We start from the raw sequence: 22,599 nt of genomic DNA on the forward strand, positions 1-22,599 counted from the left end.
GGGTGCGGCGGGCGGCGGCTCCACGGCGGCCGGGGCCGGCGGTGCAACGGCGGCAGGCGCCTCGGCGGGCGCCGGTGCCTCGGTCGAGGGAACCTCGGCGACGGGCGCCTCAGCGGCGGGCGTCTCAGCGACCGGAGCTTCGGCCGCCGCAGAGCCGTCGCCGATGGTCACCAGCGGGGTGCCGACCTCGACGGTCTCGTCCTCCTGGACAAGGATGGCTTCGATGATGCCGGCAACGGGGGATGGGATCTCCGTGTCGACCTTGTCGGTCGATACTTCGAGCAGCGGTTCGTCGACTTCGACGCGGTCTCCCACGTTCTTGAGCCAGCGGGTGACCGTACCCTCTGTGACACTCTCACCGAGTGCCGGGAGGTTGACGGATTCGCTCATGCGTTTGTCTCCTTTGAAACCATTAATGTCTGACCAATGTTAGTGAGAATCTGTGTGCCGAAACGGGCTACATCGCGTGCAAAGGCTTGCCGGCCAGGGCCAGGAAGGCCTCGCCGAGTGCTTCGTTCTGGGTGGGGTGCGCGTGCAGCAGCGGCGCGAGGTCCTCAGGGTAGGCCTCCCAGTTGACGATGAGCTGACCTTCGCCGATCAGCTCGCCCACGCGGGCGCCGATCATGTGGATGCCGATGATGGGGCCATCAGCCTCACGGACGACCTTGATCGACCCGGTGGTGCCCAGGATCGAGCTCTTGCCGTTGCCGCCGAGGCTGTACTCGTAGCTGGTGACCTTGTCGGCGCCGAACTTGGCGACGGCCTTGGCCTCGGTGTAACCGACCGATGCGATCTCGGGGTCGCAGTAGGTGACCTTGGGGATGTTCAGGTCGTCGACGACGATCGGGGACAGGCCCGCGATCTCTTCGGCGACGAAGATGCCCTGCTGGAAACCGCGGTGCGCGAGCTGCAGGCCGGGGACGATGTCGCCGACCGCGTAGACGCCGGGGATGTTGGTGGCCAGGCGTTCGTCGGTGATGACGAAGCCGCGGTCCATGGTGATGCCGGCCTCTTCGAAGCCGAGACCAGCGGTGGACGGGCCGCGACCGACGGCGACGAGCAGCAGCTCGGCCTCGATCGTGGTGCCGTTCTCCAGCGTGACGACGACGCCGGAGTCATCCTGCGTGACCGACTGGAAACGCACGCCGAGGGAGAATTCGATGCCGCGCTTGCGGAACGCCCGCTCGAGCTGCTTCGACACCGACTCCTCTTCGTTGGGAGCGAGGTGCGGAAGGGCCTCGATGATCGTGACGTCGGCGCCGAAGGACTTCCAGACGCTGGCGAACTCGACGCCGATCACGCCGCCGCCGAGCACGGCGACCTTCTTGGGAACGTAGTTGAGCTCGAGGGCCTGCTCGCTGGTGATGACGCGACCTTCGATGGCCAGGCCGGGCAGCGACCGGGAGTACGAGCCGGTGGCCAGCACAACGTTCTTGCCGACGATGGTGTCCTCGCCGACCTGAACGGTCGTGGGGGAGATGAGCTTGCCCTCGCCGGCGATGACGGTGATGCCGCGGGCCTTGATCAGTCCCTGCAGGCCACGGAACTTGCTGGCGACGATGCCCTCGCGGAACTTGGTCACGGCGTCGATGTCGATGCCCTCGAAGGAGGTGTTCACCCCGTACTTGGCCGACTCGCGGCTCACGTCGGCAACCTCGGCCGAGTGCAGCAGTGCCTTGGTCGGGATACAACCGACGTGCAGGCAGGTGCCACCGAGCTTGTCCTTCTCAATCAGGCCGACGGTCAGGCCCAGCTGAACGGCACGCAAGGCGGCCGCGTAGCCGCCGCTGCCGCCACCGAGAACTACAAGGTCAAAATTCTGTTCAGACACCCAGATACTCCCTCGTGCATCACATACACTTTCACGGCCCGCCCGACGCACGTATTGCGCGTGGGTAGGCGTTGAACGGCAAGGATTTTCCTGCCTATAAGACCTTACTACTTGCGCGAAAACTCCTCGGCCAGTCGCAACAGGGTCCGCACCGTCACACCGGTCGGACCGGGGGCTGTGAAGCCGAGCCCGCCGCCGACAAGCTGGGCGCTGCCGGCGATGTCCAGGTGCGCCCACGGAATGGTGGTGGTCTCGGCGCCCTCGCCTGTGCTGCCGATGAACTCGTTCAGGAAGACCGCGGCCAGGAGCATCCCGCCGCCGGTGTTGCCGATCTTGGCGTTCGCGATGTCTGCGACGTCGGAGTTGAGCAGGGCGCGCAGTTCTTCGGGCATCGGCATCGGCCAGGCGAGTTCACCCTCGGCCTTGCTCGCGGCGAGAACCTGGGCCACGAGGTCGTCGTTGCCCAGCACCGCGGAGTAGCGGGTGCCGAGGGCCACGATGGCGGCGCCGGTCAGGGTTGCGACGTCGATGATCGCGTCGGGGCTCTCTTCACCCGCGGCGACGAGTCCGTCCGCGAGGACCAGCCGGCCTTCAGCGTCGGTGTTGAGCACTTCGACGGTGCGGCCGCCGCGCATGGTCAGCACGTCGTTGGGGCGGATCGCGGACCCGGACGGCATGTTCTCGGCGATACACAGCCACGCCGTGAGCCGCACGGGCAGGCGCAGGCGGGCCGCGGCCAGCGTCACGGCCAGCACGGTGGCGGCGCCGGTCATGTCGTACTTCATGCCCACCATGGATGCCGGCGGCTTCAAGGACAGTCCGCCGGTGTCGAAGGTGATCCCCTTACCCACCAGCGCGAGGTGCTGGGTCGCCTCGATCGGGTCGTAACTGACCTTGACCAGTCGCGGAGGCCGGGTCGACCCCTGGCCCACTCCGGCGATACCGCCGAAGCCGTCGGCGACGAGCTGGTCTTCGTCCCACACCGTCAACGTCACGGGGAGGCCCTCAGCGGCCGCAGCGGCGAGGTTTGCGAGCGATTCGGGATAGAGGTCGAGCGGCGGCATGTTGACGAGGTCCTTCACCAGGCTCACGGCATCGGCCACGATCCCGGCACGGTCGGATGCGTCCTCATCGGCCTGATCCGTGTGCACGGTTATGTCGGCGGCCGGAAGCTTGGTGGCGGCCAAAGACGCCTTGCGATAGGTCGTGAAGGAGTACCCGCCGAGCGCTGCACCCTCCAGAACAGCTGCGGCCTGGTCAGCGTCGGCCAGCGGGAGGGCGAACGCCACCGTGGCGGCGCCGGTGAGCTGGCGCACCGCTGAGCCGGCCGCGTAACGCAGCGACTCCGGTGTGACAACGGAGCCGAGCCCGATCACGGCGATGGTCTTCGCGGCCCCGACGACTGGCGCGAGACGAATCAACTGGTCCTTCGTTCCGGACACGGCGACGGCGGCGAATTGCGCGGCGATCTCCTCGAAGCCCGGGTCGGCGAACAGGGTAGGCCCGTCCTTTCCCTGCACGGCACCGATGACGATGACGTCGGCTGTGGATTCGATGGAGGGCTGTGCGGACACGGAAACGCGGGAAACGGTCATGCCTCGATGCTACGGGGCGGAGTGTTCGCTCTGGGCACCACGGTGTGAGGAGCGATTCTCCGACAGCGGGCGAATCGTCCGCTTAGAGTTAATGGATGCGCGATCCTGATGAAATCTATACGCTCACTTCGGACGCCGCAGGCGTTCCAGAAGGGTTGCATCTCGTCGCGGGCCTGACCGGATTCGCGGACGCCGGCGGCGCGGTCTCCCAATTCACCGAATACCTGCTCGCGACCCTCGAGCACGAGGTCATCGCCGAGTTCGACGCGGACCTGCTGCTCGACTACCGGGCGCGGCGACCGATCATCTACTTCGATCAGGATCACCTGACCGACTACCAGCCACCCCGGCTCCGGCTCTACCTGGCCCGGGATGAGATCGGCCAGCCGTTCCTGCTCCTGGCCGGCTTCGAACCTGACTTTCGGTGGGAGCAGTTCACGGCCGCGGTGCTCGATCTCGTGAGCCGCTTCACGGTGTCCTCCACCACGTGGGTGCACGCCATCCCGATGCCGGTCCCGCACACTCGACCCATCGGTGTGACGGTCAGCGGCAATCGCACCGACCTGATCGAGAGCATGTCGGTGTGGCGTCCGCACACCCAGGTGCCGGCCAACGCGCTGCACCTGGTGGAATTCAGGTTGCAGGAAATCGGTGCCTGGACCATCGGATACGTCCTGCTGATCCCGCACTACCTTGCCGACACCGAATACCCGTCCGCCGCCCTCTCTGCCCTGGAGAGCACGAGCGCGTCCACCGGGCTGATCTTCCCCACCGATCGGCTGCGGGAAAAGAACCGCGAGTTCATTGGCCGGATCGACGAGCAGGTGGGGGAGAACCCCGAACTCGCCAAGCTCGTCGGCACCCTCGAAGAGCGCTACGACGCCTACATGGAGGGCAACACTCTGCGGTCGCCGTTGACGGACGAGGACGGCGCGCTGCCGTCCGCGGATGAAATCGCGGCGGAGCTGGAGAAATTCCTCGCGACCCGGCGTGGGCGGGACGACGGCCAGCAGCCCTGACCCGATGCCCACCCGGCGGGCGGCGATGGTCGGGAGGACCGGCTCGCCCGGCTAGATTGAGGCGAGTGAACTCTCGTCGATCCTGGTTGATCTTTTCCTTCGGATCGTTCGTCTACCTGTCCGCCGTCATGCAGCGCACCTCGCTCGGCATCGCGGGAGTGTCGGCAACCGAACGATTCGGCGGCTCGGCCGCCGTCCTGTCCAGCCTGGCCGTGGTGCAGCTGATCGTCTACGCCGCCGCGCAGATCCCGGTCGGCGTGCTGATCGACAGGTTCGGCCCCCGCGTCCTCATGCTCGCCGGTACCGTCCTGATGGTGGCGGGGCAGCTGACGCTTGCTTTCGCCCCGTCGATCACTCTCGCGGTGGCGGGGCGGATGCTGGTGGGGGCCGGCGACGCCGCAATCTTCATCTCGGTGATCAGGCTGATCACCTCCTGGTTCTCCGGGCGTATCGTGCCCCAACTGTCGCAATGGTTCGGCAACATCGGCCAGCTCGGCCAGGTGCTCTCCGCAGTGCCGCTGGCCTGGGTCCTGCACGAGTTCGGTTGGACGCCGGCGTTCCTGGGCGCCACCCTGGTCGCGTTCGTTGCCTTTGTGGTCGTCGTCGTGGGCGTCCGCGACCGGCCGGCCGGGTCGCCGGACCAACCGCGACCGCAGAGCTGGGGGAGCGCCCTGACCCAATTGCGGCACAGTCTCGGCCGACCGGGAACCCAACTCGGCTTCTGGTCCCATTTCGTCACCCAGTCCTCCGGGACGGTCTTCACCCTCCTGTGGGGCTTCCCGTTCATGGTCTACGGTCTCGGCTACGAGTCGAGCATGGCCGCCGCGATGCTCACCATCCCGGTCGCCGCCGGGATGATCTGCGGACCAATTCTCGGCGTGCTGACGGCCCGGCATCCGCTGCGTCGCAGCAATATAGTGCTGGGCATCGTGACCGTCATGGCAGCGACCTGGGCGGTCGTCCTGCTGTGGCCGGTAGCGCCGCCGTTCTGGCTCATCATCCTCCTGTTGATCGTGCTGGGCGGCGGCGGCCCCGGCTCGCTGATCGGCTTCGACTTCGCACGCACGTTCAATCCGCAACGCAGCCTCGGCTCCGCCAACGGCGTCGTCAACGTCGGCGGGTTCCTGGCCAGTTTCGTGATGATGTTCCTGATCGGGGTGCTATTGGACCTGCAGGACGGGTGGCGTCAGGCCCAGGGTGGCGTCAGCGATCTCTACTCGCTGGACTCGTTCCGTTTCGCGTTCACCGTGCAGTTCCTGATCGTCGGCATCGGTGTGGTCATGCTCGTGAGGACCCGGAAACGCACCAGGCGACTGCTGTCCCGCGATGAGGGAATAGAAGTGGCGCCGCTCTGGGTTGAACTCTCTAGAAGGATGAGACGCCGCGGGCGCGGAGAGTGAGAGCGCGTGGCTCGGTTTATACACAATCCGTGCAATAATTGTCAATAGGACCCGTTCTGGTTCCTGGACGCGCCGATCAGTTGTCGGCTGCAATCCCGGGGACTTGACATGGGTCCTAGTACTGCCCAAAAACGTACGGCCCACAAACGTACTGCCCATAACCCCGCTCTCAGATGAACCCGGCCCGCGCCGAGTACCGCAACGAGCGAGGTCGCGCCGCACGCGCACGAATCACGGCATGAGAGGTGTTCGAATGGCAACCCCAACGAAGACAGAGCCCGAATTGAAGACCACCGAGACCCAGCCGGCCGACGACGCAACCGTCACCGCGGCCAAGACGCCCGCACAGAAGGCCGCTGCGACGCGCGCAGCCACGGCCGCCGCCAAGGCCGCCGCCGCCGCGGCCGGTGCCGACGCCCCGGAGAAGGCCGCACCACGCAAGCGCGCCGCGAGCACGAAGACCAAGGCGCCAGCGGGGAAGAAGAAGGCCGGCGATGCCGAAGCCGGCGACGACGAGGCCGTCGCTCCCGGTGACGAGCACGACACCGATGATGACGACACCACCGACGGCGCCGCCAAGCGCGTCGCCCCTGCCGAGCCGCTGCCCAGCGGTGCGCTCGTGCTGTCCCTCGTCGACGATGAGGATGAGGTACCGGTCTACTCGAGCGCCATCACCGGCGCGACGGCGGACCCCGTCAAGGACTACCTGAAGCAGATCGGCAAGGTCGCGCTGCTCAACGCCGCCGAAGAAGTCGAACTGGCCATGCGCATCGAGGCGGGCCTGTTCGCCGAAGACAAGCTCTCCCAGATGACCGACGCCGAGAAGAAGAGCGCGCTCGGACGCGAATTGCAGTGGGTCGCCAAGGACGGCGCCCGCGCGAAGAGCCACCTGCTCGGCGCCAACCTGCGTCTGGTCGTCTCCCTGGCCAAGCGGTACACCGGTCGTGGAATGCAGTTCCTGGACCTGATCCAGGAGGGTAACCTGGGCCTCATCCGTGCGGTCGAGAAGTTCGACTACACCAAGGGCTTCAAGTTCTCCACCTATGCGACCTGGTGGATCCGCCAGGCCATCACGCGCGCCATGGCCGACCAGGCCCGCACCATCCGTATCCCGGTGCACATGGTCGAGGTCATCAACAAGCTCGCCCGTGTGCAGCGCCAGATGCTGCAGGACCTCGGTCGCGAACCCACGCCGGAGGAACTGAGCCGCGAGCTCGACATGACCCCGGAAAAGGTCGTCGAGGTGCAGAAGTACGGCCGCGAGCCGATCTCCCTGCACACCCCGCTCGGCGAGGACGGCGACAGCGAATTCGGCGACCTGATCGAGGACACCGAAGCGGTGGTTCCCGCCGATGCCGTGGGCTTCACGATGCTGCAGAAGCAGCTGGAAAGCCTGCTCGACTCCCTCTCCGAACGCGAAGCCGGCGTCATCCGGATGCGCTTCGGCTTGGGCGACGGCATGCCGAAGACCCTCGACCAGATCGGCGACACCTTCGGCGTCACGCGTGAGCGGATTCGTCAGATCGAGTCCAAGACCATGGCCAAGCTGCGCCACCCGTCCCGGTCGCAGTCGCTGCGCGACTACCTCGAGTAAAGAGTTGGCTGTACGGTACGCGCCGGCGATCCTGCTCGGCAGAGTCGCGCGCACCCTCGCGCGCTGGCGCAAGCCCGGTGGCGGCTCTGCCGTCCCCGGCCTGGTCGTCAACACCATCGCGCCCGGGTTCCTCCCGCGCACCCTGAACGGTTTTCCGGGCGGGCTCGTCATCGTGACGGGCTCGGCCGGCAAGTCCACGACCACCAAGATGCTTGTTGCGGCGCTGCGCGCCCACGGCCTCTCTGTCTTCACCAACCAGTCGACGGCGAACATCAGCCAGGGTCTCACCTCGGCACTGTTGGAACGGGTCAGCCTGACCGGCCGCATTGAGGGCGACATCGCGGTCCTCGAAATGGACGAGGGCCACGGCGCCCTGATATCGGGCTCCCTGAACCCCCGCGTCGTCGTGCTGACCAACGTGATGGTCGATCAGATCGACCGTTTCCACGACTCCGACATGGTCGCCGCGATGCTGGCCAAGATCGCCGCACGGGCCACCGGTTCCGTGGTGCTGAACGCCGACGACCTCCACCTGTCCCGGTTGGGCGATGGTATTGCCCCCGGCGTCGCCGTGGCCCGCTACGGCGTGGCTGACGAGGTGCTTGCGGCGAACCCGCGGGGTTTGGGCTATACCCTCACCTCACCGACCCGGCTTGACGCCGCCGACGGCATGGTTCTGACCGCGGTCTCCGGACTCGACGCGACGGTGCTGGTCGACGGACGGGTGCACACGCTGCGGTTGCCGGCCAGAGGCACCCACTACGCGGTGGACGCGCTCACGGCCCTTGCCGCCGCCCGGTCGGCCCTGCTCGACAGGTTCGATGCCGCTGTTGCGGTCGCCGCGATTTCCAGCATCCCCCCGGTGTTCGGCCGCGGCGAGATCGTATCGGTGCGCGGCACCACTGTGGAATTCGTGCTGGTGCAGAACCCCGCCAGCCTGCAGCTCAACGTGGACAGCCTGGACCCCGACACCGAACAGATCCTCGTCGCCGTCGGCTCCGACGTGCGCGACCCGTCCTACCTCTGGCCGGCCGACACCTCCGCCCTCGGCCACGTTCTTATCGCCTCGGGGTCGAAGGCCTACGACATCGGCCTGCAATTGGCCTATGACGGCGTGCTCGTCGACCGCATCGAACCCGACCTCGGCCGGGCCCTCGACGACTTCCTGGCGTCACCGGAACCCGCCCACGGTGTCAAGACGATCATCTTCTCGGCCGATTCGATGCGGCGCACCCGGGCGCACCTCGGCCTGGAAACCAACGAAGCGGACCCGTCATGACAGTTGACCACCCGGCCGATCTCACCATCGTGAGCCTGCTCCCGCGGCTTCTGGACACCAACGGCGACGCCGCGAACGCGCGGGTTCTCGCGCAGCGCGCCCGCTGGGCCGGACTGTCGGCCCGGATAGTGCCCGTGCACGCCGTCGCCGACCTTCCCGCGACCGTCGACCTCGTCGTCATCGGATCGGGAACCGACACCGACCTCGTCGCCGCTCGCGACGCCCTCAGTACCCTGGCAGAGCCACTGCGTGCCTGGCTGACCGGGGGAGTGCCCGTGCTGGCCGTCGGTACCGGCTGGGAGCTGCTCAGCGCCGGACTCAACCTGGCGGACGGCTCGTCGGTCGACGGTCTCGGCCTGGTGCCGGGGCGCGCGGGCGCCCTGCCGGCCCGCGTCACGGACGACCTCGTCGTCGACGCCGACGGTCTGCGCCTGCTCGGCTTCGAAAACCATCTGCGCGGGTACGCCGGAGCCGCGGCCCCGCTGGGCACGGTGGACTACGGCACCGGCAACGGCGACGGCACGGAGGGCGCCGTCGACGGCAGCTTCATCGGCACTCACCTGCACGGCCCGGTCCTGGCCCGCAATCCGCAGCTCGCCGACCGGATGCTCGGAACTGCCGCCGCTGCCAGAGGCCTCACCCTGACCCCGACCGCTCAGACCGAATCGGTCGACGGCATAGCAAAAGCCGCACGCAACCAGGTTGCAGTGCGGCTTAGCCTCACCTCGGAGTAACTCCGGTCAAGCGCCATCGGCGCCGCAGTTGCCTGCGGCGCCGACCGGTGATTAGGACTTCTGGTCCTCGAAGAGTCGGCTCGACTCGTCGTGCCAGCTTTCGGCGATTGCGGCGAGCTTCTCCTGGTGCTTGCGTCCGTGGTGGGCGCAGAAGAGCAACTCGCTGTTATTCACGACTACACGGATGTAGGCCTGAGCGCCACAAGCGTCGCAGCGGTCGGCCGCGGTGAGCTGGTGGGGGGCGCCCTGTTGGTCGACGGCACCATTTTCGGTGGCGATCTGGGACATATTCTCCTCCTCCAGACTGATACCAGGTGATACCAATTGAATCCTTACTCACCATGTAAACACGGCCGGGCGTGGATTGGGCCACAGTTGGGTGACATTTCGCTCACCGCGTAGCCTTCCGCGCGGTGGACCCGGCTCGGGGGAGCCCCGCTCGAGTGTCGAACGAGGCTGCACGCATCCGGGTCGCTATTCTTAACAGTTGTGAGTTCTGACTATTCCGCCCGCCACCTCTCGGTCCTCGAAGGCCTGGACGCGGTGCGCAAACGCCCCGGCATGTACATCGGATCGACCGACTCCCGTGGTCTCATGCACTGCCTCTGGGAAATCATCGACAACTCGGTCGACGAGGCGCTCAGCGGGCACGGGTCATCGATCGGCATCGTGCTGCATCCCGATGAAAGCGTCGAGGTCAGCGACACGGCGCGCGGAATCCCGGTCGACATCGAACCGAAGACCGGACTCTCCGGGGTTGAGGTCGTCTTCACCAAGCTGCACGCCGGCGGCAAGTTCGGCAGCGGCTCCTACGCGGCGTCCGGCGGCCTGCACGGTGTCGGCGCATCGGTCGTGAACGCCCTGTCCGAGCGCCTCGACGTCGAGGTTGACCGCGACGGCAAGACCTGGGCGATGTCCTTTCACCGCGGCGAGCCCGGTGTCTTCGCCGACACCGGTGAGAAGAGCCCGGATGCGCCGTTCACGCCGTTCGAGAACAAGAGCGAACTGCGCGTCGTCGGCAAGGTTCGCAAGGGTGTCACCGGCACCCGCATCCGCTACTGGGCCGACCGGCAGATCTTCACCAAGGGCGCCACCTTCCAGACCGAGGACCTGATGGGCCGGGCCCGCCAGACGGCGTTCCTGATCCCGGGCCTGACCATCAACATCGACGACCGGCGGAGCGCCGTGCCCATCGCGGAGTCCTTCACCTTCGCCGGCGGCATCTCCGAGTTCGTGGACCACCTCGCCGTCGACACGCCGATCACCGACACCTGGCGGCTGACCGGCGCCGGGAGCTTCACCGAAACCGTGCCGGTCCTCACCGACACGGGCGCGATGATCCCCACTGAGCTCGTCCGGGAGTGCCAGGTCGACATTGCCCTGCGTTGGGGCACGGGTTACGACACCGTCATCAAGAGCTTCGTCAACATCATCGCCACGCCCAAGGGCGGCACCCACCAGGCGGGTTTCGACGCGGGCATGCTCAAATTCCTGCGGGCGCAGGTCGAGCAGAACGCCCGGCGGCTCAAGGTCGGCTCCGACAAGCTCGAGAAGGACGACATCCTCGCCGGGCTCACCGCGGTGCTCACCGTACGGCTGCCCGAGCCGCAGTTCGAGGGCCAGACCAAGGAGGTGCTCGGCACCCCCGCGGTGCGCGCCATCGTGGCCGCGGTGATCAACAAGACCATGACCGAACGGTTCACCTCGACCAAGCGCGACGACAAGACCCAATCGGCAGTGGTGCTCGACAAGATCGTGGCCGAGATGAAATCCCGCATCTCCGCCCGCGCCCACAAGGAGACCCAGCGGCGCAAGAACGCCCTGGAAAGCTCGTCGTTGCCGGCGAAGCTGGTGGACTGCCGCAGTAACGATGTGGCCCTGAGTGAGCTGTTCATCGTCGAGGGTGACTCGGCGCTCGGCACCGCGAAGTTGGCCAGAGACAGCGAACATCAGGCGCTGCTGCCTATCAGGGGCAAGATCCTCAATGTGCAGAAGGCGTCGGTCTCCGACATGCTCTCCAACCTGGAGTGCGCCTCGATCATCCAGGTCATCGGCGCCGGGTCCGGCCGCAGCTTCGACCTGTCCGCCGCCCGCTACGGCAAGGTCATCATCATGGCGGATGCCGACGTCGACGGTGCGCATATCCGCACGCTGCTGCTCACCCTGTTCTTCAGGTACATGCGCCCGATGATCGAAGCCGGCCGGATCTTCGCGGCGGTGCCCCCGTTGCACAGGGTCGTCGTGATGAACCCGGGCAGCAAACCCAACGAGACCATCTACACCTATTCCGAAGCAGAGCTGCAGGGTGTCCTCGCCGCGCTCAAGAAGAGCGGCAAACGCTTTCAGGACCCCATCCAGCGGTACAAGGGACTGGGCGAAATGGATGCCGACCAGTTGGCCACCACCACGATGGAACGGGCCCACCGCACTCTGCGACGGGTCAGGGTCGCCGACGCCGAAATGGCCGGAAAGGTGTTCGAACTGCTGATGGGCAACGACGTCGCCCCGCGCAAGGAGTTCATCATCGAAAGCTCCGACAAGCTCAGCCGCGACCGCATCGACGTCTGACCGGGCCCGACTGTTCCCGAAGTCCGAATGGGCAACAGTTGCGGGCGTGACACTGGTCGCGTCGCGGGCGGCGGTCAGCGTGGCGCGGCGGCGGCGAAGACGGTGCTGGGCAGATCCCGGTCGCCGTCCGCGAGGCCCCGAACGATTCGGGCGCACACGGCCACGGGGTCAAGGCCGACGGGCAAGGGCGGCGCCGTGCCGCTGATCGGATGGCTGGACAGCGCCGTCTCGGTGTGCCCGGGCCGCGCGTCGATGACCCGGATACCCGCCCGCCGCAGTTCCCGGCCGGCCGCGGTGCCGAAGGCGGCCAGGGCGGCCTTGGACGCCGAGTATGCCGCGAGATTGGCGGTCGGGCTCTCACTGACCACCCCGCTGAGGGTGAGGAAGAACGGTGCGCGGCCGGCGGCGGCCGAGGCCGAGAGCGGCCCGTGGGCGGCCTGCAGCAGCAGCATGGGCGCGGTGGTGTTCACGGCGAAGAGCCGGGCGATGGTGTCTCCGGTCAACTCGGAAGCGGGGCCGAAGGCGACGACACCCGCGGCGACCACGATCCCGTCGAGGTGGCCGGTCACCGAGACCGCCACGTCGACGAGGCGCCGGACGGCGGCGGGATCGGTGAGGTCTGCGGGGATGACAGCGCCGGGCAGTCCGAGTTCGGCGATGGCGGCGGGGTCACGGGCGCTGAGCACCAGGGTTGCTCCGGCGTCGGACAGTTGCCGGGCGATCTCCCGGCCGAGTCCGCCCGTGGCGCCGACGACGAGGATTGTGGAACCGTGGAGTTCGGGCATGTTTCACCCTACTGCGGGCGCCCCGACCGTGGCTGAAACGCGGTCAGGAAACGAACGGCGGTCGGACAGCCCTTCAGCCGATACCCGAACCGATCGAGCCGACGACGGCATCCAACATGGTTCCGGAAGCATCGCGCCGCGCCCCGGTGTCCGGCAGGGTCCGGGGAGAGCCCTCGATGCCCAGTGCGCGGGCGGGTGCCGCGCCCACCCAGGCCACAGCGAGGACGTCTTCGCCCTTGAGGAAGCGGTGCGAGCGCACCCCACCGGTGGCTCGACCCTTGGCGGGGAATTCGGTGAAGGCCGACACCTTGGCGCTACCTGGATCCGTTCCCGGCAGGGTCTGGCTTCCGGAGGCGATCGTCGCCACCACGGCGTCCTCGGCGGCGTCGGCCGCCAGGCTCGTGAAGAACACCACCCGGGCGTCCGGGCCCAGCTTGATGCCCGCCATCCCGCCGGCCGTCCGGCCCTGCGGGCGCACCGTCGATGCGGGGAACCGCAACAGCTGGGCATCGGAGGCGACGAAGACCAGCTCGTCGTCCTCCGCACCCTGGACGGCGCCGACGACCTCGTCTCCGGCCTTGAGCGCGATGATCTCGAAGTCGGGCTTGTTCGCCCAGTCGTTCGGGGTGACCCGCTTGACGATGCCCTGCCGGGTGCCGAGCGCGATGGCACGTTCGCTGTCCAGAGAGACCAGGGCACGGACCACCTCACCGCCGCTGCCCAGCGAGAGGTAGTCGCGCACCCGCACACCGGCCGCCAACTGGATCGAGGTGGGTGGCAGCACGGGCAGGTCGACGGGGGAGAAGCGGATGAGTCGGCCGCGATTGGTCACGGCACCGATCTCCGAACGGCTGGTCGTGTCCAGCGCCGAGAGGACAGCGTCGTGCTTGCTGCGGCGGTGCGCCGGAGTGATGCGTTCGGTCTGGTCGTCGCCGGGCTGCGGCAGGTCCACCCTGGCGATGCGGCCCGTGCTGCTCAGATAGACGCGGGTGGGGGAGTCTGAAACCTCGAGCACGGCCGTTTTCCGCGCTGAGGCGCCGGCGATGCTCGGACGTGCCTCGGTGAGCAGCGTGCGTCGCGGGGTGCCGAACCTGTCGGAGATGGTGGCCAGCTCGTCGGAGACCAGCGTGCGGATGGCCTGCTTGCTGGCGAGCAGGGCTTCCAACTCCTTGATCTCGGCGAGCAGCTGGTCTCGCTCTGTTTCCAGTTCGATGCGGGAGAACCTGGTGAGCCGGCGCAGCCGCAACTCGAGGATGTACTCCGCCTGCAGCTGGCTGAGGTCGAACACGTCGATGAGTCGGGTACGGGCCTGCTCGGTGTCGTCGCTGGCGCGAATCACCTGGATGACCTCGTCGATGTCGAGGATCGCGATGAGCAGTCCCTCGACCAGGTGCAGGCGTTCGCGGCGTCGAGCCAGTCTGTACGCGGAACGCCGGGTGACGACCTCGACGCGGTGGTTGACGTACACCTGCAGCAGTTCGACCAGGCCCAGCGTCTGCGGACCGCCGTCGACGAGAGCGACGGCGTTGATGTTGAAGGAGTCCTCCAGCGGGGTCACCCTGTACAACTGCTCGAGCACGGCCTCCGGGCTGAAACCGGTCTTGATCCCGATCACCAGGCGCAGACCTTTGGTGCGGTCGGTGAGGTCGGTGACGTCGGAGATGCCGCTGAGCTTCTTGGAGTTGACGCCGTCCTTGATCTTCTCGATCACCCGTTCGGGTCCGACCAGGTACGGCAGCTCACTGACGACGAGCCCGGCCTTGCGGGCGGTGATCGCCTCAACCGACACCTTGGCCCTGGTCTTGAAGCTGCCACGCCCGGTCAGGTAGGCATCCTTGATGCCGGCCAGGCCGACGATGGTGCCGCCGGTGGGCAGGTCAGGGCCCGGCACGAACTCCATGAGCTCGTCGAGGGTCGCACGCGGGTGGGCGAGCAGGTGCCGGGCGGCACCGATGACCTCGACGAGGTTGTGCGGGGCCATATTGGTGGCCATGCCCACTGCGATGCCGCTGGCCCCGTTCACGAGCAGGTTGGGGTACGCCGCCGGCAGCACGTCGGGCTGGGTGAGCTGATTGTCGTAGTTGGGCACAAAGTCGACGACATCTTCATCGAGGTGTTCGGTCATCGCCAGTGCCGGTGCCGCCAGGCGCGCCTCGGTGTACCGGGGCGCAGCGGGCCCGTCGTCGAGCGAACCGAAGTTGCCGTGCCCGTCGATGAGCGGCACCCGCAGCGTGAAGGCCTGGGCCATCCGCACCATGGCGTCGTAAATGGCGGTGTCGCCGTGCGGGTGCAGCTTGCCCATCACCTCGCCGACGACGCGCGCCGACTTCACGTGCCCGCGGTCGGGCCGCAGGCCCATCTCGCTCATCTGGTACAGGATGCGGCGCTGCACAGGCTTGAGGCCGTCCCTGGCGTCCGGGAGAGCTCGGGAGTAGATCACCGAATAGGCGTACTCGAGGAACGACCCCTGCATCTCCGTCGACACATCGACGTCTTCGATGCGCTCGGTGGATGCGGCGGGCCCCTGGTGGGCTGACACTGTCTTGTCTGAGCGGCTCATTCGTAGATTCTGCTGTGTGGTGCATGTCGGCCGAACCGGGAGCACCAGGCTGATGCGCACGGACCTGCGCTGAGGAAACCTGCGGCCGGGTCTATGTCAGACTGGGCCAGATGCCCCCTATGTTACCGGTCCGGCCCTTCAGCGCCGTTCGCCTTGCCGACGTTTTGACAAGTTCGCTGGCCTCGCTCCGGTCCCAGCCGAACCCGCTCGGGCTCCCGCCCGCGGGCAAGGCCCTCGTGCTCCTCGCGGACGGTCTCGGGATGAGCAACCTGCGAGCTCGTGCCGGGCATGCCCGGTTCCTCACCTCGCATCTGGCCAAGACCGACGTCGTCGACGGGGTGTTCCCGGCCACGACCGCCGCGGGCATCGCCTCACTGACCACCGGGGTCGCGCCAGGCACCCACGGGCTGGTCGGCTACAAGGTGCTCGACGCGGCCAACGATAGGGTCGTCAACCAGCTCACGGGCTGGGACGAGCGGATGGAGCCGCACAGCTGGCAGAACCAGCCGACGGTCTTCGACACGGCCGCGGAGACCGGGATCCCCAGCTTCGCCGTCGGCCCCAAAAGGTTCACGGATTCCGGCTTCAGCCGGGCCGTGCTTCGCGGTGCCGGCTACGTGCCGGCCGAGACCATCGGCGCGCGGTTCGACGCGGCGCGGGCGATTCTCGACGCCGAGCCCACGGCCCTGATCTACCTGTACGTGCCCGAACTGGACATCAACGCGCACGCCCACGGCTGGGAATCCGCCAGGTGGTTGGCGCAGCTGGAAAACCTCGACGCCGAAACGGCCGGGTTCGCCGCCACCCTGCGCCCGGACGAGGGCATGATCGTCACGGCAGACCACGGGGTCGTGGATGTTCCGGCGGCCAAGCAGGTGCTTTTCGACAGCGTGCCGGCCCTCGTCACCGGGGTGCGTCACATCGGCGGTGACCCGCGCTGCCTGCAGCTCTACACCGAGGCCGGTGTCGACGCCGACGCGCTGGCCGACACCTGGCGTGCGGTCGAGGGCGAGCGCGCCTGGATCTTCACCCGGAGCGAGGCCGTGGCCGCGGGATTGTTCGGTGCTGTGCGAGACGACGCCGCGGCACGGATCGGCGACGTCATCGTGGCCGCCCGGAAGCTGATCGCATACTACGACTCCCGGGAACCCAACCAGTCGGCGCGCAGCATGGTCGGCCAGCACGGCTCCTTGACCGATGAGGAACTGCGTGTTCCGGTCATCAGATTGGGCGCATACCGGCGTTGACCCGATGCACGCAAAAACCCCTCGGAGCCGGCTCCGAGGGGTTCTTTCGTGTTTCGTGGATCAGGCCGGGTACTGGCCCCGCTTCACCTGGGGCTTCGGCAGGCGCATGACCCGCAACTGCAGGGCTCGCATGGCCGCATACCAACGGACCTTCTCGGCCCGGTCGGCGCCGAACTTGGCCTCGATTTTCTTGGTGAGGATGAAACCGAGCACTATGCAGTCCGCGATCGCGACCAGGAAGAAGGCCCAGAGAGCGAGGATGCCATACGTCTGGACGGACGGATCCGGGAAGAAGGTGAGCAGGATGACCAGGAACATCACCGGGATCATGAACTCGCCCACGTTGAATCTGGCGTCGATGTAGTCACGGGCGAAACGCTTCTGCGGTCCACGCTCGCGCACCGGGAGGTACTTGTCGTCACCGGCGGCCATGCCGAGACGCGCCCTCTCACGGGCCTCGGCCGACTTCGCCCGCGCCTGCTTGGCGGCCAGTTTGCGGTCGTCCGGAACCAGTGGGCGTTTGTTCGCGGCCTCCTGTACACGGCGGCTCGGCGTGGGCTGGCCCTTGCGCGTCGACTGACCGGCCAGACGGGACTTCGTCTCGTCGGCGGATTCGATCGACGGTTCTGCGCCGGGATTTACAGGTTGCTTAGCCACATCAGTTCCTTGCAGTTAGGTTGCCTTAAGATTACTCGCATGACGGATACCGCGGACACAGCAGCAGCAACCACCCAGCAAGTCGCAGCACACTCCCGTGAATCGGCGCTGCGGAACGCCGTCGAACGGGAGCTCCCGCGGACGGTCGCCGACCTGTGCGCCCTCGTGCGGATCCCCTCGGTGTCCTGGGCGGCATTCGATCGCGATCACGTGCGCGCCAGCGCCGACGCCGTCGCCGAGCTGGTGCGGGAGATCGGGATCTTCGACACCGTCACGATCACGCAGGCGGGCATCCCCGGTACCGACGAACTCGGACAGCCCGCCATCCTCGCGACCCGCCCGGCCAAGAACGGCCGCCCCACGGTTCTGCTTTACGCCCACCACGACGTGCAGCCTCCCGGGCTCGACGACGCGTGGGACTCGCCGCCCTTCGAACCGACCCTGCGCGGGGACCGCCTGTACGGCCGCGGCGCCGCGGACGACAAGGCCGGCGTCATGGCGCACGTCGCCGCATTGCGCGCGCTCCTCGCGGCCACCGACGGGGACCTCGACCTCGGCCTGGCCCTCTTCATCGAGGGCGAGGAAGAATTCGGCAGCCGCTCCTTCGCCACCTTCCTCACCGAGAACCGGGAGGCGCTCCGCGCCGACGCGATCGTCGTCGCCGACTCGAACAACTGGGACGTCGACACTCCGGCCATCACTATCGGGCTGCGCGGCAACGTCACCTTCAGGCTCACCGTGAGCACGTTGGCGCACGCCTCGCACTCCGGAATGTTCGGCGGCGCCGTCCCGGACGCCATGATGGCGACCATCAAGCTGCTGGGCACCCTGTACGCCGCAGACGGGTCCGTCGCGATCAGCGGTCTGACCAGTCACGACGCGCCGACACCGCCGTACGATGAATCCGCGCTGCGAGCGGAGACCGGCCTGCTCGACGGTGTCTCCCCGATCGGGCACGGATCCATCCTCAGCCGCATCTGGTCCCAGCCCGCGCTGACGGTGACCGGAATCGATGCTCCCACCGTCGCCAACGCGTCCAACACCCTGACGCCCGCGGTCAGCGTGCAGATCAGCGTGCGCATCGCGCCCGGCCAGTCCGCCAAGGAAGCTGCCGGCGTGATCGAGGCCCACCTGCGTGCACACGCACCGTTCGGCGCCCACCTCGCCATCGACGACCTGGACACCGGAGAACCGTTCCTGGTCGACACCGGCGGGTGGGCCGTGGCGGAGACCCGCCTGGCCATGACGGCAGGCTGGGGCGTGGAGCCCGTCGACATCGGTGTGGGCGGGTCGATCCCGTTCATCGCGGACCTGGTCCGGGAGTTTCCCGAAGCGCAGATCCTGGTGACCGGGGTCGAAGACCCGGATTCCCGGGCGCACAGCCCCAACGAGTCGCTGCACCTGGGCGTCTTCAAGCGAGCGGTGCTCAGCGAGGCCTTCCTTCTGGGCCGCCTCAACGACCGCACCGGCCACTGACCCCACCGCAGGGCCTGAGAAGGCGTCCGCGTCATCCAGCCCGCTCACGGCCCGGGCGGATACACTAGGAACAGATTCGCCGGCGGACCCCATGCGCGTGGGATGCTCACCGACGCGAAACCGGATAATACCGAGGAGCACCATGACCGACACGATCGAAACCAGCACCATCGCCCACGGCGTCGGTCTCACCGACGTCGCCGCCGCGAAGGTGCGCAGCCTGCTCGCCCAGGAAGGCCGCGAGGACCTGCGACTGCGCGTCGCCGTGCAGCCCGGCGGCTGTTCAGGCCTGATCTACCAGTTGTACTTTGACGAGCGCACCCTCGAGGGTGACGCCGTCATGGACTATGACGGTGTCGAGGTCGTCGTCGACAAGATGAGCGTCCCGTACCTCGAGGGTGCGTCCATCGACTTCGAGGACACCATCCAGAAGCAGGGCTTCACCATCGACAACCCGAACGCCGGCGGCAGCTGCGCCTGTGGGGACTCCTTCAACTAGCGCGTGATCATAAAAAAAGGAGACCGTCCACTGGACGGTCTCCTTTTTGCACATCCGGTTCGGGTCCCGTCGTCGTCGGCGCTTCTGGCTCAAAACGGCTCAGGACGGGCCCTTCGACCCTGTTGTCACTCCCCAATCGGAGCGGAGAATTGCGACGGGTCCATCGCTCGTGCACTCGGGTGCGACCGGCGCGGAGTAAGCTAAAGATGATAAACGCACTTCCTGTGTAGTGCCTTCACGTCTTTCCGAAAGGTCACCGGTGCTCAAAAACCGCCGTCTCCGATGGGCCGTCATACCGGTCGCAGCAACGCTAGCCATTGTCCTCGCCGGATGCACCCAGGCTCAGCTCAACGGGTACCTGCCCGGTTTCGAGGAGGGCGAGTCCCCGGTAACCAACAACACCGAGCGCGTGTCCGGTCTGTGGACCACCTCGTGGATCGTGCTGCTCATTGTCGGCCTGATCACCTGGGGCCTCACGATCTGGTCCGTCGTCGTCTACCGTCGGCGCAAGGGCCAGACCGGACTCCCGGTGCAGCTGCGGTACAACATGCCGATCGAGATCTTCTACACGATCGTCCCGCTCATCCTGGTGCTGGGCTTCTTCGCCTTCACCGCGCGGGACCAGAACGCCATCGAGGCACGGTTCGACGAGCCTGACCTGCAGATCGAAGCGATCGGCAAGCAGTGGGCCTGGGACTTCAACTACGTCACCGACGATGTCTTCACTCAGGGTATTCAGGGCCAGCCTGACCTCGAGGGTGAGAAGGGCGCGCTGGTCGAGTCCGAGATCCCCACGCTCGTCCTGCCCGTCGGCAAGAAGATCGAGATCGCGCTGGAAGCGCGCGACGTCATTCACTCCTTCTGGGTCATCGACTTCCTCTACAAGAAGGACATGATCCCGGGCAAGACCAACTACATGTCGGTCATCCCCGAACGCGTAGGCACCTACGCCGGCAAATGCGCCGAGCTCTGCGGCGAGTACCACTCGTTGATGCTCTTCAACGTGGAGGTCGTCTCCGAGGCCGACTACGAGGCCTATGTCGACTCCCTGCGCGCCGCCGGCAACGACGGCCAGGTCGACAGCGAATACGACCGCAACTTGAACCAACCAGGCACCGACGCCCCGACGGCTGAGGAAGGCAACTAGACCATGAGCACCACAACAGCTCCCGCCGGCGCTCCGGCAGCGTCCTCGGCCGCCCGGCCGACCGGCGTTGACCGCAAGGGCAACATCGTCGTTCGGTGGATCACCTCCACCGACCACAAGGTCATCGGGTACATGTACCTGATCACCTCGTTCATCTACTTCTGCCTCGGCGGGGTGATGGCGCTCGTGATGCGCGCCCAGCTCTTCGAACCCGGACTGCAGATCGTGCAGACCAAGGAGCAGTACAACCAGCTCTTCACGATGCACGGCACCATCATGCTGCTGATGTTCGCGACACCACTGTTCTTCGGCTTCGCGAACGCGCTGATGCCGCTCCAGATCGGTGCACCCGACGTCGCGTTCCCGCGACTCAACGCGTTCTCCTTCTGGCTGTTCTTCTTCGGCAGCCTGATCGCGGTCGGCGGCTTCCTCACCCCGCAGGGAGCGGCGTCGTTCGGCTGGTTCGCCTACCAACCGCTGGCGAGCACGACCTTCTCGCCAGGGGTCGGCGGTAATCTGTGGATGGTCGGCCTGGGGCTCTCGGGCTTCGGCACGATCCTCGGTGGCGTGAACTTCATCACCACCATCATCACCATGCGTGCCCCCGGCATGACGATGTTCCGGATGCCGATCTTCACCTGGAACACTCTCGTCACCTCGCTGCTGATCCTGATGGCGTTCCCGGTGCTCGCCGCCGCCATGCTCGCCGCCGCCAGCGACCGGATCTTCCTCTCGCACATCTACGACCCGGCCAATGGCGGTGCCATCCTCTGGCAGCACCTGTTCTGGTTCTTCGGTCACCCCGAGGTGTACATCATCGCCCTGCCGTTCTTCGGCATCGTGTCCGAGGTGTTCCCGGTCTTCAGCCGCAAGCCGATCTTCGGGTACAAGACCTTGATCTACGCGACCATCTCCATCGCGGCGCTGTCCGTGACGGTGTGGGCGCACCACATGTACGTGACCGGCTCGGTCCTGTTGCCGTTCTTCTCCCTGATGACGATGCTCATCGCGGTTCCGACCGGCGTGAAGATCTTCAACTGGATCGGAACGATGTGGCGGGGTTCGCTGACCTTCGAGACCCCCATGCTCTGGGCCATCGGCTTCCTGATCACCTTCACCTTCGGTGGGCTGACCGGCGTCATCCTGGCCTCACCGCCGCTGGACTTCCACGTGTCAGACACCTACTTCGTGGTTGCCCACTTCCACTACGTGGTCTTCGGCACGGTCGTCTTCGCCATGTTCAGCGGGTTCTACTTCTGGTGGCCCAAGTGGACCGGCAAGATGCTCAACGAACGCCTGGGCAAGTGGCACTTCTGGCTCCTGTTCATCGGCTTCCACACAACCTTCCTCGTGCAGCACTGGCTCGGTGTGGTGGGCATGCCCCGCCGTTACGCGTCCTACCTGCCCGACGACGGGTTCACCTGGATGAACCAGCTCTCGACCGTCGGCTCGATGATCCTCGCGATCTCGATGATCCCGTTCTTCCTGAACGTGTACGTCACCGCCCGAACGGCTCCGAGGGTCACGGTGAACGACCCGTGGGGCTACGGCGCCTCCCTGGAGTGGGCGACATCCTGCCCGCCGCCGCGCCACAACTTCACGTCGATCCCGCGTATCCGCTCCGAGCGTCCCGCATTCGACCTGAACCACCCGGAGGTCGGTATGCCCGTCGGCATCGGTCCGGCAAAAGACGCCCCGGATGCTCCCACCTATGACGCAGGATCGGAAAAGGTTAAGTAGATGAAAGCCAATGTCAACCTTTACTGGATCCTGACCGGATTCCTCGCGCTGGTAGCAGTCGCGTACGTCGTGTGGGGTCTCGTCGACCCGAGCCAGGGTCGCATCGAGTGGGTCGGAGCCTTCGCGATCTCCCTCTGCGCGCTGCTCGTGGCGTTCATCGCGTTCTACCTGTCTCGCGTCTACAAGGCGCAGGGCGGCGAACTTCCCGAAGACATGCTCGACGCCAACATCGATGACGGCGACCCCGAGTTGGGCTTCTTCAGCCCGTGGAGCTGGTGGCCGATCATGCTCGCGGCCAGCGCGGCACTGTTGTTCCTGGGACTGGCCGTCGGCTTCTGGATCTCCTTCATCGCCGTCGGCATCGGCGTGATCAGCGTCGTCGGCTGGGTCTACGAGTACTACCGCGGACTCTTCGCCCGCTAGGCCCCACCACCGCACGACAAAGCGCCAGTGACCTTCGGGTCACTG

At 66.8% G+C, this 22,599-nt stretch carries 19 protein-coding genes; 12 read left to right on the forward strand and 7 right to left on the reverse strand.

Features of this window, described 5'->3' with window-relative positions; all coding sequences use genetic code 11:
• From E3O57_RS08080 to E3O57_RS08090, 3 genes are all read right to left on the reverse strand, one after another.
• On the reverse strand, positions 1–390 hold a 390-nt coding region (locus E3O57_RS08080; RefSeq protein ID WP_304991711.1), incomplete at its 3' end, for a biotin/lipoyl-containing protein.
• A gap of 67 nt (positions 391–457) precedes the next feature.
• Positions 458–1,831 (reverse strand): dihydrolipoyl dehydrogenase, encoded by a 1,374-nt coding sequence (gene lpdA, locus E3O57_RS08085; RefSeq protein WP_103459770.1) that lies wholly within the window; start codon positions 1,829–1,831, stop codon positions 458–460.
• A gap of 107 nt (positions 1,832–1,938) precedes the next feature.
• Complete coding sequence (locus tag E3O57_RS08090; protein ID WP_103479466.1) at positions 1,939–3,426, reverse strand: leucyl aminopeptidase; 1,488 nt, start codon at positions 3,424–3,426, stop codon at positions 1,939–1,941.
• A gap of 95 nt (positions 3,427–3,521) precedes the next feature.
• Here E3O57_RS08090 and E3O57_RS08095 point away from each other — a divergent pair, with 95 nt between their 5' ends.
• The 5 genes from E3O57_RS08095 (at position 3,522) to E3O57_RS08115 (ending at position 9,452) form a co-directional block, all read left to right on the forward strand.
• Positions 3,522–4,445 (forward strand): proteasome assembly chaperone family protein, encoded by a 924-nt coding sequence (locus E3O57_RS08095; protein ID WP_103431800.1) that lies wholly within the window; start codon positions 3,522–3,524, stop codon positions 4,443–4,445.
• Positions 4,446–4,510: 65 nt separating this feature from the next.
• On the forward strand, positions 4,511–5,845 hold the full coding sequence (locus E3O57_RS08100; RefSeq protein ID WP_103479467.1) for a nitrate/nitrite transporter: 1,335 nt from the start codon (positions 4,511–4,513) through the stop codon (positions 5,843–5,845).
• A 253-nt stretch (positions 5,846–6,098) separates the two neighbouring features.
• The gene (locus E3O57_RS08105) at positions 6,099–7,439 is read left to right on the forward strand and encodes an RNA polymerase sigma factor (protein WP_103459773.1); all 1,341 of its coding nucleotides are present in this window, start codon (positions 6,099–6,101) and stop codon (positions 7,437–7,439) included.
• 4 nt (positions 7,440–7,443) lie between these two features.
• Positions 7,444–8,718, forward strand: a complete 1,275-nt coding sequence (locus E3O57_RS08110) for a MurT ligase domain-containing protein (RefSeq protein WP_103459774.1) — start codon at positions 7,444–7,446, stop codon at positions 8,716–8,718.
• Complete coding sequence (locus tag E3O57_RS08115) at positions 8,715–9,452, forward strand: type 1 glutamine amidotransferase (protein ID WP_103459775.1); 738 nt, start codon at positions 8,715–8,717, stop codon at positions 9,450–9,452. Before E3O57_RS08110 ends, E3O57_RS08115 begins: the two co-directional genes overlap by 4 nt.
• A 51-nt stretch (positions 9,453–9,503) precedes the next feature.
• Here E3O57_RS08115 and E3O57_RS08120 read toward each other — a convergent pair whose 3' ends face one another.
• Positions 9,504–9,740 carry a hypothetical protein gene (locus E3O57_RS08120; protein ID WP_066595309.1) on the reverse strand — a complete coding sequence of 79 codons (237 nt, stop codon included), beginning with the start codon at positions 9,738–9,740 and terminating at the stop codon, positions 9,504–9,506.
• A 201-nt stretch (positions 9,741–9,941) separates the two neighbouring features.
• Between E3O57_RS08120 and E3O57_RS08125 the strand changes: the two genes are divergently transcribed.
• The gene (locus E3O57_RS08125; protein WP_174776326.1) at positions 9,942–12,020 is read left to right on the forward strand and encodes a type IIA DNA topoisomerase subunit B; all 2,079 of its coding nucleotides are present in this window, start codon (positions 9,942–9,944) and stop codon (positions 12,018–12,020) included.
• A gap of 74 nt (positions 12,021–12,094) precedes the next feature.
• Here E3O57_RS08125 and E3O57_RS08130 read toward each other — a convergent pair whose 3' ends face one another.
• Positions 12,095–12,805 carry an SDR family oxidoreductase gene (locus tag E3O57_RS08130; RefSeq protein ID WP_103459777.1) on the reverse strand — a complete coding sequence of 237 codons (711 nt, stop codon included), beginning with the start codon at positions 12,803–12,805 and terminating at the stop codon, positions 12,095–12,097.
• 73 nt (positions 12,806–12,878) lie between these two features.
• Positions 12,879–15,365, reverse strand: a complete 2,487-nt coding sequence (locus E3O57_RS08135) for a DNA topoisomerase (ATP-hydrolyzing) subunit A (RefSeq protein ID WP_103459778.1) — start codon at positions 15,363–15,365, stop codon at positions 12,879–12,881.
• 119 nt (positions 15,366–15,484) lie between these two features.
• Between E3O57_RS08135 and E3O57_RS08140 the strand changes: the two genes are divergently transcribed.
• Positions 15,485–16,612 carry an alkaline phosphatase family protein gene (locus tag E3O57_RS08140; RefSeq protein WP_255455744.1) on the forward strand — a complete coding sequence of 376 codons (1,128 nt, stop codon included), beginning with the start codon at positions 15,485–15,487 and terminating at the stop codon, positions 16,610–16,612.
• Positions 16,613–16,672: 60 nt separating this feature from the next.
• Here the strand turns inward: E3O57_RS08140 and E3O57_RS08145 are convergent, their stop codons facing one another.
• Positions 16,673–17,269, reverse strand: coding sequence for a DUF3043 domain-containing protein (locus tag E3O57_RS08145; protein ID WP_103459780.1), 597 nt, complete (start codon positions 17,267–17,269; stop codon positions 16,673–16,675).
• A 39-nt stretch (positions 17,270–17,308) separates the two neighbouring features.
• Between E3O57_RS08145 and E3O57_RS08150 the strand changes: the two genes are divergently transcribed.
• The 5 genes from E3O57_RS08150 to E3O57_RS08170 all read left to right on the forward strand — a co-directional run bounded on the left by E3O57_RS08150 (position 17,309) and on the right by E3O57_RS08170 (position 22,554).
• Positions 17,309–18,745, forward strand: a complete 1,437-nt coding sequence (locus E3O57_RS08150; protein ID WP_103479470.1) for a dipeptidase — start codon at positions 17,309–17,311, stop codon at positions 18,743–18,745.
• Between the two features lie 142 nt (positions 18,746–18,887).
• The gene (gene erpA, locus E3O57_RS08155; protein ID WP_088456177.1) at positions 18,888–19,244 is read left to right on the forward strand and encodes an iron-sulfur cluster insertion protein ErpA; all 357 of its coding nucleotides are present in this window, start codon (positions 18,888–18,890) and stop codon (positions 19,242–19,244) included.
• Positions 19,245–19,503: 259 nt separating this feature from the next.
• Positions 19,504–20,391 carry a cytochrome c oxidase subunit II gene (coxB, locus tag E3O57_RS08160; protein ID WP_088456178.1) on the forward strand — a complete coding sequence of 296 codons (888 nt, stop codon included), beginning with the start codon at positions 19,504–19,506 and terminating at the stop codon, positions 20,389–20,391.
• 3 nt (positions 20,392–20,394) lie between these two features.
• On the forward strand, positions 20,395–22,131 hold the full coding sequence (gene ctaD / locus E3O57_RS08165; RefSeq protein ID WP_088456179.1) for a cytochrome c oxidase subunit I: 1,737 nt from the start codon (positions 20,395–20,397) through the stop codon (positions 22,129–22,131).
• Positions 22,132–22,554, forward strand: coding sequence for a cytochrome c oxidase subunit 4 (locus E3O57_RS08170; protein ID WP_103479471.1), 423 nt, complete (start codon positions 22,132–22,134; stop codon positions 22,552–22,554).
• Positions 22,555–22,599 lie beyond the last annotated feature (45 nt).

Origin of the sequence: Cryobacterium sp. TMN-39-2, from assembly GCF_004402745.1 — a bacterium.
In the GTDB taxonomy this organism is placed as follows: Bacteria; Actinomycetota; Actinomycetes; order Actinomycetales; family Microbacteriaceae; genus Cryobacterium; species Cryobacterium zongtaii.